Annotated in this window: 10 protein-coding genes; 5 read left to right on the forward strand and 5 right to left on the reverse strand. The window is 68.8% G+C overall.

Features of this window, described 5'->3' with window-relative positions:
* Positions 1-286 precede the first annotated feature (286 nt).
* Positions 287-892: a YceI family protein gene (locus JYP50_RS19100; RefSeq protein ID WP_206562168.1), complete on the forward strand. Its 606-nt coding sequence runs from the start codon at positions 287-289 to the stop codon at positions 890-892.
* A 101-nt stretch (positions 893-993) separates the two neighbouring features.
* On the opposite strand, the gene JYP50_RS19105 is transcribed toward JYP50_RS19100, so the two are convergent.
* From JYP50_RS19105 to JYP50_RS19115, 3 genes are all read right to left on the reverse strand, one after another.
* On the reverse strand, positions 994-3,285 hold the full coding sequence (locus tag JYP50_RS19105) for a tetratricopeptide repeat protein (RefSeq protein ID WP_347136853.1): 2,292 nt from the start codon (positions 3,283-3,285) through the stop codon (positions 994-996).
* 92 nt (positions 3,286-3,377) lie between these two features.
* Positions 3,378-4,478: an MJ1255/VC2487 family glycosyltransferase gene (locus tag JYP50_RS19110; RefSeq protein WP_206562169.1), complete on the reverse strand. Its 1,101-nt coding sequence runs from the start codon at positions 4,476-4,478 to the stop codon at positions 3,378-3,380.
* Positions 4,478-4,999 carry a phosphatase PAP2 family protein gene (locus JYP50_RS19115; RefSeq protein WP_206562170.1) on the reverse strand — a complete coding sequence of 174 codons (522 nt, stop codon included), beginning with the start codon at positions 4,997-4,999 and terminating at the stop codon, positions 4,478-4,480. Before JYP50_RS19115 ends, JYP50_RS19110 begins: the two co-directional genes overlap by 1 nt.
* Positions 5,000-5,198: 199 nt before the next feature.
* On the opposite strand from JYP50_RS19115, the gene JYP50_RS19120 reads away from it, so the two are divergent.
* Entirely contained in the window at positions 5,199-5,900 is a 702-nt protein-coding gene (locus JYP50_RS19120; RefSeq protein WP_206562171.1) for a glutamine amidotransferase-related protein, read from the forward strand.
* Positions 5,901-6,153: 253 nt separating this feature from the next.
* On the opposite strand, the gene JYP50_RS19125 is transcribed toward JYP50_RS19120, so the two are convergent.
* Positions 6,154-6,594, reverse strand: a complete 441-nt coding sequence (locus JYP50_RS19125; RefSeq protein ID WP_206562172.1) for a VOC family protein — start codon at positions 6,592-6,594, stop codon at positions 6,154-6,156.
* 431 nt (positions 6,595-7,025) lie between these two features.
* The gene (locus JYP50_RS19130) at positions 7,026-8,516 is read right to left on the reverse strand and encodes an FAD-dependent oxidoreductase (RefSeq protein WP_206562173.1); all 1,491 of its coding nucleotides are present in this window, start codon (positions 8,514-8,516) and stop codon (positions 7,026-7,028) included.
* 216 nt (positions 8,517-8,732) lie between these two features.
* Here JYP50_RS19130 and rdgC point away from each other — a divergent pair, with 216 nt between their 5' ends.
* The 3 genes from rdgC to selD are packed head-to-tail and all read left to right on the forward strand — an operon-like array spanning position 8,733 to position 12,980.
* Positions 8,733-9,638, forward strand: a complete 906-nt coding sequence (rdgC, locus tag JYP50_RS19135; RefSeq protein WP_206562174.1) for a recombination-associated protein RdgC — start codon at positions 8,733-8,735, stop codon at positions 9,636-9,638.
* A 7-nt stretch (positions 9,639-9,645) separates the two neighbouring features.
* The gene (gene mnmH, locus JYP50_RS19140) at positions 9,646-10,743 is read left to right on the forward strand and encodes a tRNA 2-selenouridine(34) synthase MnmH (protein ID WP_206562175.1); all 1,098 of its coding nucleotides are present in this window, start codon (positions 9,646-9,648) and stop codon (positions 10,741-10,743) included.
* A complete protein-coding gene (gene selD, locus JYP50_RS19145) occupies positions 10,743-12,980 on the forward strand; it encodes a selenide, water dikinase SelD (protein ID WP_206562176.1) in 2,238 nt (745 codons plus the stop codon). Before mnmH ends, selD begins: the two co-directional genes overlap by 1 nt.
* Positions 12,981-12,990 lie beyond the last annotated feature (10 nt).

Raw genomic sequence — 12,990 nt, forward strand, 5'->3', positions numbered from 1 at the left:
AATTACCGTAGTCTTGTTCATGGTCTCCTCCTCATCCCGTGCAGATAGGATGTACATCTCTATCTTGGCGCATCGCGACGCCGTTGGAGAGGGGAGGAGACCATCTCATCGACCAAAAACGGTGCTCACGGCATCAGTGGCCGAATAAATTCGGCCCTACAACGGTTAAGTAGATGCCATTAGTATCAATCCCCTTTTACCCGGCTGGTCCTGCTTGCGATCCAGGCGTGGTACAGTGTGCGCCGAGTAATTGCACTGTTTCCATTGCCACGATAAGGAGTCAGCCATGAAAGCCCCACGCAGTATTGCGCAGTTGGTCGCGAGCCTGGGAATGCTTGTGTTCGCGGGGAGCGCCCTTGCCCAGTGGGAACTGGATAACGAGCATTCCAGCCTCAATTTCATCTCGATCAAGAATGACGCGGTGGCCGAATCCCACCGCTTTGACTCCCTGGTCGGTTTTATTGGCGCGGAGGGCGCGGTGCGGCTTGCCATCGACCTCGGCAGCGTCGATACCCTGATCGAGATCCGCGACGAGCGCATGCGCGAGCTGTTGTTCGAGACGGCGAAATTTCCCTCCGCCAATGTCACTGGCGATGTCGACCCCGCCATACTGCAGGCCCTGGAACCGGGGAGCGTGGTGACCACCGACATCGAATTGCGCCTGTCCCTGCACGGGCAGGAATCCACCGTGAGCGCGCCGGTGGTGGTGATCAACGAGTCCACCGACGACCTGCGAGTGATCAGCTCCCGACCGGTGCTGCTCAACGCCGCCGACTTCGGCCTGGTCGGGGGCATCGCGGCGCTGCAGAAAGTGGCGGGCCTGGCCAGCATCGACACCGTGGTGCCGGTGACCTTCCACCTGGTGTTCAAACCGGTGGCGCCCGCTTCCTGATTCGCCGCGCAACAGCACCGGCCGGCGAGTGATGATGTCGCCGCCGGCCGAATATGCGCCCCGGCAGGTTGTTGAGTAAGATCCCGCCAGGGCGCGTCCGATCAGCCCCCGGCGGCCCGCAGTCGCTGCGCCAACTGGCGATAGGCGGGATTGTCGGGCGCCAGGCGAAGTAAGGCCTGGGCCTGGCGCCTGGCGCCGTCGATATCGCCCTGTTCCTCCAGATAACCCGCCAGCGCCAGCAGGATGTCGGGGTTTTGCGGCGCTTCGCGTCGCAGGCTCTGGAGTTGCTGGATCGCCGCCCCGGGTTGCCCCAGGTCGTGCAGGGCGACGGCGTAGACGTAGCGCAGGCGCACCCCCTGTTCCTCCGCGGCAGCCGCCCGGCCCAGGTAATCCAGGGCTTTCTCCCGGTTGCCCGCCCGTGTTTCCAGCAGGCCCAGCGCGTGCAGCGCGTTGGCGTTTCCAGGATCTGTCTCCAGCGCGAGGGCCAGCTGCGCCCTGGCCTCGTCTTCCCGCTGCTGGGCGCGCAGCAGGTCCGCCAGGTTGAGGCGCGCGGGAATCAATTGCGGGTTGAGGTACAGGGCCTCGCGATAGGCGGCCTCGGCGCCGGGCAGGTCGCCGCGATTGCCGAGGAACACTGCGAGCTGCATTTGCGAGCCCGGCATGTCGGCGTGGCGTTTGGCGATGTCCTGGTATTCGTGGAACAGGGCCACCAGCTCCGCGGCCCGCGCCTCGGGAAGTTGGTCCAGGGGGACTCCGGCCAGCGCCTCGGCGACGGCCAGGCGCACCGAGGTATTGTCGTCGTCGATCAGCGGCGACAGCAGTTGATAGCGCTGGGGTAGCGGCAGCCAGTCGAGGCTACTCACCGCGCTGGCGCGCAGCAGCGGGGCCGGCGATTGCAGTAGGGGGCGGGCGGTGTCCAGGGCCCGCCGGTCGGCGGCGGTGCCCAGCGACTCCACCGCCGCCGCGCGCCAGATGGGCGCCGCCGACGGATCCGCGGCCAGCTCCGCCAGGCGCGGGTAGCCCCGCTGGTCGCCGTTTGCGAGCGCCGCGAACGCCCGGGCCGGGTGGGTGCCGGTGTCGCTAAAGCGCACGCCCCAGTCGCGCAGGGATTGCAGCGCCCATTCGTCGTTCCGATCCGTGTGGCATGTGGTACAGGCATTGGGCGTGTCGAGCATCACGCTCAGGTCCGGCCGCGGAATGCGCATGCTGTGGTCGCGCCGCGGATCCACCACCATGTAGGTGGTCTCGGGCATGTGGCAGTTGGCGCACAGGGCGCCGTCCGTGCCCGCGGGATGGTGGTGGTGATCCGCGGTGTCGTAGACCTCGGGTTTGTGGCACTGGGCGCAAACCCCGTTGCCCTCGGCCCGCAGTTGCAGGCTGTGGGGTTCGTGACAATTGCTGCACACCACTCCCGCCTGGTGCATCTTGCTCTGCACGAAGGAGCCGTAGACATAGACCTCGTCGAGAATCTGGCCGTCGTGGTGGTACTGGGGTGACTGCGGCAACGACAGTCGGTGAGTGTCGGTCAGGGGATGGCCGTGGTGGTAGTCGCCGAGGGTGCCCCGGCGGGCATGGCAGCGCCCGCAGGTGTCGATCTGGGTGTTGGAATCCAGCGTTTGCCGGCGTTGGGCGATGGCGCCGTCGGCGGGGAAGGCCCACTCCCCGCGCTGCGCCAGGTCGGTGGCGAAGCCGGCATTGTCGGCGCCGCCGAGCTTGCCGGCCAGCGCCAGATCCCGGTGTTGTTGGCCGGGGCCGTGGCAGGCCTCGCAGCTCACATTGATTTCGCTGTAGCGGGTGTCGAAGCTGCGTTCGCCGGCGCGGTAGTTCTTCTCCAGCGCGGTGCTGTGGCACTCCGCGCAGCGGGTGTTCCAGTTCTGGTAGGGGCCGGTCCAGTGCAGGGGGTCGCGGTGGTCGATGGTTTCGTCCGGGTACAGGTGGAACCAGCGCTGGCCACCCTGCGCCGCGGGCCGGCTGTCCCAGGCGATGCTCAGCGCCTGCAGCCGCCCGCGGGACAGGGGCAACAGGTATTGCTGTAGGGGGTAGACGCCGAACACATAGCGCACCGGGAATTCGGTGAGCTCGCCGTCCTCGCCATCGGTGCGCACCAGGTACTGGCCGTCGCGGCGGAAAAAAGTGGTGGTGAGGCCGTTGTAGGTGAATGTGGCGTTGTCGAAATCGCCGAGCACGGTCCGCGGCGCGGGGGTCTGCATGGCCAGGTCGTGATGGGAACCCTTCCAGGCGGCATGTTGCGTGGCGTGGCAGGTCTTGCAGCTGTCGCCGCCGATAAAGCCCGCGATATCGGCGCGCAAGGCGTCGGATCGGGCGGCGGAGGTCCCGGCGAGAAGCGCGAACAGCAGGGCCAGGTGCAACAGCGGTGGGGTGCGGCGCGGCACGGGCGCTCCTTGTCGATGAACACAGCGATCAAAACCGCAAGGCTAGCGCAGGTCGGCGGGAATCCCAAGTCCGCGGCGGCGGAGCGGTCGACTCAGCAGGTGGTCAGCTGCGCGCCGTGTTGATCGCTTCTGCCTTGCCGGCGATCGAGGGCCGGGCGCGGGCGCGCCGGGCCGGCGTTATCGGGCCACAGCCGGCGGTGCAGTTCGGCGGGCGCCTGCGGGCAGCCGGCGGCCAGCCAGTGGGCGAGGACGCTACTGACATCGGCAAAGCGCACCCCGGGCGCCTCGCGGGGCCGGCTCAGCCACTGTGCCAGGCTGTCGCTACAGAGGTCGTCGATAGCCTCGGCGTAGCCCAGCTGGGTGAGCGCCAGGGCGTTGGACAGTTGTTCCATCTGCCCCGCCAGGGGTTTGGTGAGTACCGGTTTTTGCCACTGCAGGCACTCGCTGATGAGCTCGAAGCCACTGTTGCAGATCACCCCGCGACTGCTGGCCAGGTCGCGTTTGAAGGCGCTGACGCTGGTGGGGTGCAGGCGCACGTTGCCGCGGGTTTCCCGCTCCAGGCCGGCGGCGTATTGCACGAATCGGTGCCCGGGGAACTGTTGCAGCCAGCGGGTCACCTCGGCCTGGTCCTCGAAGGGCAGGTAGACCAGCACGTGCTCGCCCTGCTCCCGGGGCAATTCCGGCAGGTCCAGGATTGGCGGCAGGACATTGTCGGCGTAGGGGTGCCAGTGCAGTCCCAGCGGTGTGTCCACCGGCGCGAAGTGGCGCATGATGAAACGCGACAACATATTGCCGCCGCGCACCGGCGTGCCCCCGCCGAAGGCGTATTGGTGGCCGATGCCGATGGTGGGCACTCCCGCCAGCCTGCCCGCCCAGGCGGACACCGGTTCGAAGTCGGTGACGATGGCGTCGTAGCGCGCCAGGCCCAGCGAGCGGATATCGCGCAGGAACTGGAACAGGTTGTTGCCGGTGACCGTACCCAGGTAGGAAATCCCCCCGGAGCGGGTGGCGAAGGTGAGGCCGCGGCGGTGGCGAAAGCCGTCGAAGGGCTCCATGTCGAACAGCCGCTCGCGGGGGCGCCCGGTGAATAGCCAGTCGACCTCTATCGCCAGTGGCGCGAGGGCCCGGGCCATCGCCCGGGCGCGACTGATATGACCCTGGCCGGTGGCCTGAACGCCGTACAGTATACGCATCAAGCCAGGCCCAGCAGTGACGCGACCAACAGGGCGCAGCTGGCGCCCATTGTCGCCCCCGCCAGGGTGTCCCCGGGGAAGTGCACGCCCAGCACCACGCGGCTGAGCGCCACGGCGCTGGCCCACAGGTACATGGCGACCACCGGGCCGCCGTAGACCAGCACCAGGGCGGTGGCGAGCAGGAAGGCGGCGGAGCTGTGACCGGAGGGAAAACTGAACTGGTCGGAGGCGGTGATCAGGCTGCGAAAGCCCGGCACGGCGTCCTGGGGCCGGCGCCGTTTCAGCGAATTCTTCAGTGACCAGTAGAGGCTGCGCTCGAGCAGCAGCGCCGTGCCGAGCAGCAGGGCGAACAGCCCGACGTCCCGGGCGCCCAGCAGGGCCAGCAGCGCGGGTACCAGCAGGTGGAGGTAGCCGTCCCCCGAGCGGGACAGGGCCCGGGCGAGAGGGCGGACCATGCGCCGTTCACCCTGCCTGAAAACGCTGGCGAGCAAACGGTTTTCGAGCTCTTGCAGTGCGTTCATGCTGCGCAGTGTGCACCCGCTACGTGGCAATACGGTGACATTTCGGTGGAGCTTTTGTGACAGCGCCAGCGCGCCCGCCTGCCTCTATGGTGTTATGGACAGTCGCTGGCGGGCTTCCTATGATGGCCGGAGACAGTGGCGGCGCCCGATCGGACAAGGTATGGGCGGTCCGCCGCGAAACCCGCAACAGTGGTGATTTATGAAGCTTGGAATCCTGAAAACCGACGCCGTGCGCCCGGAGTGGGTACCCGATTACGGCGAGTATCCGGACATGTTCATCGCCCTGCTGGGGGGCCTGGATCCGTCCCTGGAATTTGCCGTGTACGACGTCGAGGAGGGCCAGTACCCGGCGGATATCGACGAGGTGGACGCCTACCTGATCACCGGCAGCAAGAGCAGTGTCTACGACGACAAGCCCTGGATCGCCAGGCTGATGGATTTTGTGCGCGAGCTGGACCGGCGCGGGAAAAAGATCGTCGGTATCTGTTTCGGCCACCAGCTGGTGGCGCAGGCGCTGGGCGGCGCGGTGGAGAAGTCCCCCAAGGGCTGGGGCGTGGGCCTGCACACCCACACCTTCGCCGCGACGCCGCGGTGGCACGACCGCGACGACCCGGCCTTCAACATCCTGGTCAGCCACCAGGACCAGGTGGTGCGCAACGCCGATGGCGCCGAGGTACTGGCCAGCTCGCCCTTTTGCGAGAACGCCGTGTGCCAGGTGGGGGAGCATATCCTCACCTTCCAGGGGCACCCGGAGTTCGTGCCCGGCTACTCCCGGGAGATCATGGAATACCGCCGCGAGCAGATCGGCGCGGGGGCCTACGCCGAGGGCGTGGCGTCCCTGGCGCGCAGCCCCGAGAGCGAGCGCATCGGCCGCTGGATTCTCAACTTCCTGCGCGCCTGAACGCCGCGCCTATGCGCGGTGGTCGAATGAATTCGACCCTACAGCCGGCCCGCCACACCCTGTAGGGTCGAATTCATTCGACCAAACGCGAAAACACACCCACCCCTGCAGGGTCGAATTCATTCGACCAAACACCCCCTCCGACCAACCAACGGCCCCGCGCCCGTATCCCGTCCGGGTCGTCACCCAGCTCCCGGCCATCGGTTTACTCCGCCATGCCCGGCAGCCCCGCCTCAAAACCCGGCGCGGCGTTCTACCAGCTGCCGGTATTTTCCATGGAGGCCCAGGGTTCGGCGGGCGGCAGGGCCTCGCCGGCCTGCAGCAGCTCGATGGAGATGCCGTCCGGGGAGCGGACAAAGGCCATGTGACCGTCCCGCGGCGGACGGTTGATGGTGACACCGGCGTCCATCAGGCGCTGGCAGGCGGCGTAGATATCCTCCACGCGGTAGGCCAGGTGGCCGAAGTTGCGCCCGCCCTGGTACTCCTCCGGGTCCCAGTTCCAGGTGAGCTCGACCAGCGGCGCCTGTGCCTCCCGGGCGCGCTCGGCGTCGTCGGGGGCCGCCAGGAAGACCAGGGTAAAACGCCCCTGTTCCACGTCGTAGCGATTGACTTCCACCAGCCCGAGCTTGTTGCAGTAGAAGTCGAGGCTTTCGTCGAGGTCGCGCACGCGGACCATGGTGTGCAGGTATTTCATCGGAATAGGGCTCGTGTGGGGAATACGCCGCCCATGGTAAGAAGGCGCCCCCGCGCTGGCAAGGGCGGGACCTGTGGGGCGAAGGGCCGACCCCTCTTTTTCGGGCTCGGGGGGCTCCTCATTGCGGGTTATTTATTTCGCCGCTTTTTGGTCGAATGAATTCGACCCTACATCGGAGCCCCCCTGTAGGGCGGACAGCGGGCCCCTCATTGCGGGTTATTTATTTCGCCGCTTTTTGGTCGAATGAATTCGACCCTACATCGGAGCCCCCTGTAGGGCGGACAGCGGGCTCCTCTTTGCGGGTTATTTATTTCGTCGCTATTTGGTCGAATGAATTCGACCCTACATTGGCGCTCCCCCCTGTAGGGCCGGATTCATCCGGCCTGGTCGAATGAAATTCGACGCAGTACCTGGCGCGGGGTGGCCGGAGATCAGCCCCCGCGCCTGGCCGCCTGCTGGCCGGCGAGGCGGCCGGTGAAGGTGGCGTCGCCCACCGACATGCCGCTGGCGTAGCCCTCGGCCCGGCGCACCACGCCGCAGGCGGTGCGGCCGGCGGCGTACAGGCCCGGGATCGGCCGGCGCTGTTCGTCGACCACCTCGCCGGTGGGCAGGGTGTCCAGGCCACCGAGGGTGAAGTGGGGCACGAAGGCACCCCTTCCCGGGGTCAGATCCAGGGCCACCAGCGGCGGCTCCAGTGCCTGCAGCCACTGCGGCGCCTTGTGGAACAGGGTGTCTTCACCGGCCGCGCAATCCTCGTTGTAGGTGGCCAGGGTGTGGGCCAGGACGCCGCCGCGCAGGCCAAGCTCCTGCTCCAGTTCCGCCACGGTCTCGCCGGTGCCGGCCACCGGCGCGCCCAGGTAGCTGACCTGCTCGTAGTCGGCGTAGTGCTCCACGGACAGGATCAGGTAGATACGCTCAGAGGGCTGGCGCAGCACGAAGTCGCCCAGCCGCCCGTGGTACACGTCCTCGTTGATGAAGCGCTGGCCCTTGTCGTTGACGGCGATGCCGTAGGTCATGCTCGCCGGCGGGTAGAAGGGCAGGCTGATGAAACCCTCGTGCATGTTGATCGCCGCGCCGCCCACGGCCATGCCCATCTGGATGCCGCTGCCGGTGTCGCCGGGGTTGCCGATGGGCTCGGTGCCCTGGGTCAGTTTGGGGGCGTGCTTGGCCACCATTTCCCGGTTCATCACAAAACCACCGGCGCACAGGATCACGCCGCCGCGGGCGCGCACGTTGAGTTCGCGCTGGTTTTCCCGCACCACCAGGCCGACCACTTCATCGCTGTCGTCGACAATCAGGGTGAGGGCGCGGCTCTCGTAGTGCACGTGGATGTTGTCCCGCTTGTCCACGTTCTCGGTGACGATCTTCATGAACAGGGGGCCGCCGTTGTCGCCCTCCACGTAGAGGTTGTGGCCCCGGGGGCAGGGTTTGGCCAGCGTTGAGAAGGGGTAGGCCTTTTCATTGCCGGTGAACAGCAGGCCGTCGTCGGTCAGGCACATGATCGCCCGCTCGTCGAGGAAGCTGTCCTTGAAGGGCACGCCGATGTCCACCAGCCACTCGAAGTGCTCGACGCTGCGCTCGCAGTAGTTGCGAATCTTGGCCTCGTCCGCCTGCGGCCCGGCGCAGGCCATCATGAACTGGAACATGTCCTCGGTGCTGTCCTCGAAGCCGCTGGCCCGCTGCACCCGGGTGCCGCCACCGCCGCCCATGTAGATTTCGGCGCTGGACAGGGCGGTGGAGCCGCCGCTGGCGCTGGCCAGCTCGAAGATGCGCACCTCGGAGCCGGCGTCCGCGGCCTCGATGGCGGCGCAACCGCCCGCGCCGCCGAAGCCGACAATGGCCACGTCGGTCTCCAGGTCCCACTGGGTGACGTCGCGGCTGTGGCGTGGCTGGCTGGGGTTGGTTTTACTGGCTGCGGCCATGGATCTGCTCCTGTAAGTCATTCAGGGCAAATTAAAACCAGCGGCGACAGCGCTGACAACGCGCGGGCGCGGTGGCGGGGTCAACATGTTGTACGCGCCGGGGCTTTTTACCCGACGCTTTTTCGCGCGGGCCCGGGCGGTTCAAAAGCCCGACCGCGCGCCGCAAGCGCGCCCACCTGCGTTACAATCTGCGCCTTTTGCACGAGAGAATGATTTATGTGGTTCAAGAACCTGCGGGCCTACCGCCTGACCAGCCCCTTCGACCTGTCCGCCGAGCAACTGGAGGAGCAGCTGGCCGGCAAGGCCTTCCAGCCCTGTAGCCCCGCCCAGCCGCTGTCCGTGGGCTGGGTGCCGGCCCTGGGCGAGGGCACCGGAGCCCTGGTCCACGCCGTCAACGGCCGCTACCTGCTGCGGTTGAAGCGGGAGGAAAAGATCCTGCCCTCCTCGGTGGTGCGCGAGCTGCTGGAGGAAAAGGTGGAGCTGATCGAGGCGGAGCAGGGCCGCAAGGTCTACCGCAAGGAACGCCAGACCCTGAAGGACGAGATCGTGCAGGATTGCCTGCCCCGCGCCTTTACCCGCAGCAACGGCCTGTATGCCTACATCGACACCCGCAGCAGCTGGGTGTTCGTCGACGCCGCCACCGCCACCCGGGCCGAGGAGCTGCTCAACCTGCTCCGCGAGTGCATCGGTTCCCTCCCGGTAACCCTGCCCCAGGTGAACAACGCGCCGACCGCCGCCATGACCGGCTGGCTGACCCACCAGAACCTGCCCGACGACTTCGCCCTGGGCGAGGAGTGCGAGCTGCGCGAGCCCGGTGAAGAGGGCGGCGTGGTGCGCTGCCGCGGCGTTGATTTGCTGGGTGAAGAGGTGGAGACTCACCTCAACGCCGGCAAGCTGGTGGCGCGCCTGTCCCTGAACTGGGAGGAGCGGCTGTCGCTGGTGATGGCGGAGGACCTGTGCCTCAGGCGCCTGAAATTCGCCGATGAGCTGATGAAGGAGAACGAGGATTTGCCGGAAGCCGACCGCGCCGCGCGCCTGGACGCGGACTTCGCCCTGATGTCCGACGCGATCAGTGTCCTGCAGGCGCGGGTGATCGCCCTGTTCGGCGGCGAGGCCGAGTAACACCCCAATGGCCCGCCCCGATACCCGGGACTACCGCCGCCTGTTCCTGGAGGACGTGCCGCTGATGGACATGCGCGCCCCCGGCGAGTTCGCCCAGGGCGCCTTTCCCGGCGCCCACAGCCTGCCGCTGATGAACGACGACGAGCGCGCCCGGGTGGGCACTTGCTATAAACAGCGGGGACAGGCGGCGGCTATCGCGCTGGGGCATGAGCTGGTCGCCGGCGAGGTTCGGGAGCGGCGCATGCGGGCCTGGCTGGATTTCGCCCGCGACCACCCGCGGGGCTACCTGTACTGTTTTCGCGGCGGCCTGCGTTCGGCCACCGTGCAGCAGTGGCTGGCGCGGACGGGGGTGGATTATCCCCTGGTGCTGGGCGGCTACAAGGCCATGCGCCGCTTCCTTATCGACAACCTCGAAAAAGCAGTGCTCGAGCGCGAACTGCGCCTGATCAGCGGCCGCACCGGCACCGGCAAGACCCGGGTGGTAGAGGCCCTGCCCCGGGCCGTGGACCTGGAGGGCAGGGCGCGGCACCGGGGCTCGGCCTTCGGCCAGCTGCCGGGCGGCCAGCCCAGCCAGATCGATTTCGAGAACGCCCTGTCCATCGACCTGCTGAAACTCGGCGCCGCCGGCGACGGTCCGGTCTACCTGGAGGACGAGGGCCATATGATCGGCTCAGTGAATCTGCCCCTGGCCCTGCGCCGGGCCATGGCCGCGGCGCCGATGGTGGTGGTTCAGGAGAACCTGGCGGCGCGGGTCGCGGTGGTGGTGGAGGACTACATCGTCGACCTGGGGCGGCGCTATTGCGAGCGTTTCGGCGAGGCCGATGGGCCCGCGGAGCACCGCGCCAAGCTGCGCGCCGACCTGCAGCGCATCCGCAAGCGCCTGGGGGGCGCGCGCCACCAGGCGGTGGACGAGATGCTGCAGTCCGCCTTCGAGCAGCAGTGGCGGACCGGCGATACCACCGCCCACCGGGACTGGATCGCCTCCCTGCTGCGGGACTACTACGACCCGATGTACGACTACCAGCTGCGCCAGCGCGGCGGCCGGGTTCTGTTCCGTGGCAGCCGCGCCGAGGTGATCGCCTGGGCCGGCGGGGCCGCGCGCTAGTGCGGGCATCCCAGCCCCCCCAGCGGGATCTGGTGCTGGTCGGCGGCGGCCATGCCCACGCTCTCGCCCTGCGCATGCTGGCCATGCGGCCCCTGGCGGGGCTGCGCATCACCCTGGTGTCGCCGGACAGCCACACGCCCTACTCGGGTATGCTGCCGGGCCTGGTCGCTGGCCACTACCGCTTCGAGGATACCCACATCGACCTGGCGCGGCTGTGCCAGTGGGCCGGCGCCCGCTTTGTGCGCGCGAGCGCTTGTGGCCTCGATCCCGCGAACAGCCTGCTGGAGCTGGAGGGGCGGCCGCCCCTGGGCTGGGATGTGCTGAGCCTGGATATCGGCTCCCAGCCGGAGCTGGCCAGTGTCCCCGGCGCCGCACGGCATACGGTCCCGGTGAAACCGGTGGCCGGCCTGTGGCGGCGCTGGCGGGCCCTGCGCGAGCGGCTGGACGATCGCGGGGGCGAGCCCGGCCATATCGCCGTGGTCGGTGGCGGCGCCGGCAGTGTGGAGCTGGTATTGGCCATGGCCCACGCCCTGCGGGGGCGGGGTGCGCGCTTCAGTTTGGTCAGCGCCGCGGTGGAGCCGCTGCCGGGCTACAACGCGCGGGCCCGTCGCGCGGTCTCCCGCGCCCTGGCGGCGGCGGGGGTGGACGTCATCTGCAATGCCCGGGTGCGCGAGGTGCGGCCGGGGCGCCTGCTGCTGGAGGCCGGTGAACTCGGCCCCTTCGACGAGATTTTCTGGTACACCGGGGCCGCTCCCGCGCCCTGGGTGGCGGCCAGCGGCCTGCAATGCGACCGCCAGGGCTTCCTGGCGCTGCGCGATACCCTGCAGTCGGTGGACGACGAGCGGGTGTTCGGCGCGGGGGATATCGCCACCCAGCTGGACCATCCCCGGCCCCGGGCCGGGGTCTTCGCGGTGCGCCAGGGGCCGGTGTTGGCGCACAACCTGCGGCGCTACCTGCTGGGCCAATCCCTGCGCGAGCACCGGCCCCAGCGGCGTTTCCTGTCGCTGTTGTCCCTGGGAGAGCGGCGCGCCACCGCCGACAGGGGGCCCTTTAGCGCCACCGGGGCCTGGGTCTGGCGCTGGAAGGATCGTATCGACCGCCGCTTTATGCGGCGTTTTGTCGACCTGCCCCGGAGCATGCCCCGGGGGCATTTTGGCAGCCTTGTGGAACTTGCCAGCCAGGAACCGCAAATGCCCTGCGGCGGCTGCGGCGCCAAGCTCGCCGCCGACGATTTGTCCGCGGCGCTCGCCGCGCTGCGCGCGCGCTACCCTGAGCACTGCCCGCCGGCGGACGCCGCGGACGACAGCGCGCGGTTGCCGGTCACCGGCGGCGCGCCCATCCTGCAAAGCCTGGACATCCTGCGCGAGCTGGTCAGCGACCCCTTCACCATGGGCCGCATCGCCGCCAACCACGCCCTCAGCGACCTCTACGCCAGCGGCGCCGCGCCGGTGGCCGCCCTCGCCGCGGTGACCCTGCCCTTTGCCCGGCCGCGACTGCAGCGTCGCGACCTGGAACAGATGCTGGCGGGCGCGCTGGAGGTGTTCAGCGCGGTGGACTGCGTGTTGCTCGGCGGCCACAGCCTGCAGGGGACGGAGCTGGGGCTGGGTTTCGCGGTCAGCGGCGTGCCGATTGCCAGTGACGGCCGCCTGCTGGGCAAGCGCGGCCTGCGCACTGGCGACAGGCTGTTGCTCACCAAGCCCCTGGGCACCGGGGTCCTGTTCGCGGCCCATATGCAGCTGCGCGCGGACGGGCGCGCGTTGCGCGCGGCTGAAACGATGATGCTGCAGGTCAATCTCGCCGCGGCCCGCCTCGCCCTCGAGCACGGCGCCCGGGCGGCCACCGACGTTACCGGCTTCGGCCTGCTGTGCCACGCCCTGGAAATGCTGGACCCGGCGCAGGGCCTGGCCCTGGACGCGGCGGCCCTGCCGGTGCTGCCCGGGGCCCGGGAGTTACTGGACGAGGGGGTGCGCAGCACCATGCACGCCCCCAACCGCGACAGTGCCCGCGCCATGGGCGCCGCGGTCGGCGACGACGCGCCGCCGATCCTGTTCGACCCGCAGACCAGCGGCGGTTTGTTGATTGGCGTGGCCGCGCCGGCGGCCGACGCCTTGCTGGCGGCGCTGCGCGCCGCCGGGCACCCGCGGGCGGCAATCGTCGGCACTGTGACCGAGGCCGGGGGCGGTAGCGCGGGCAATGAAGCTGGCAATGCCGGGGCCGGACGGCTCGTGCTGGCCTGAGCCGCCGCGC

The sequence above is a fragment of the Parahaliea mediterranea genome, from assembly GCF_017255185.1.
Lineage (GTDB): Bacteria > Pseudomonadota > Gammaproteobacteria > Pseudomonadales > Halieaceae > JAFKCZ01.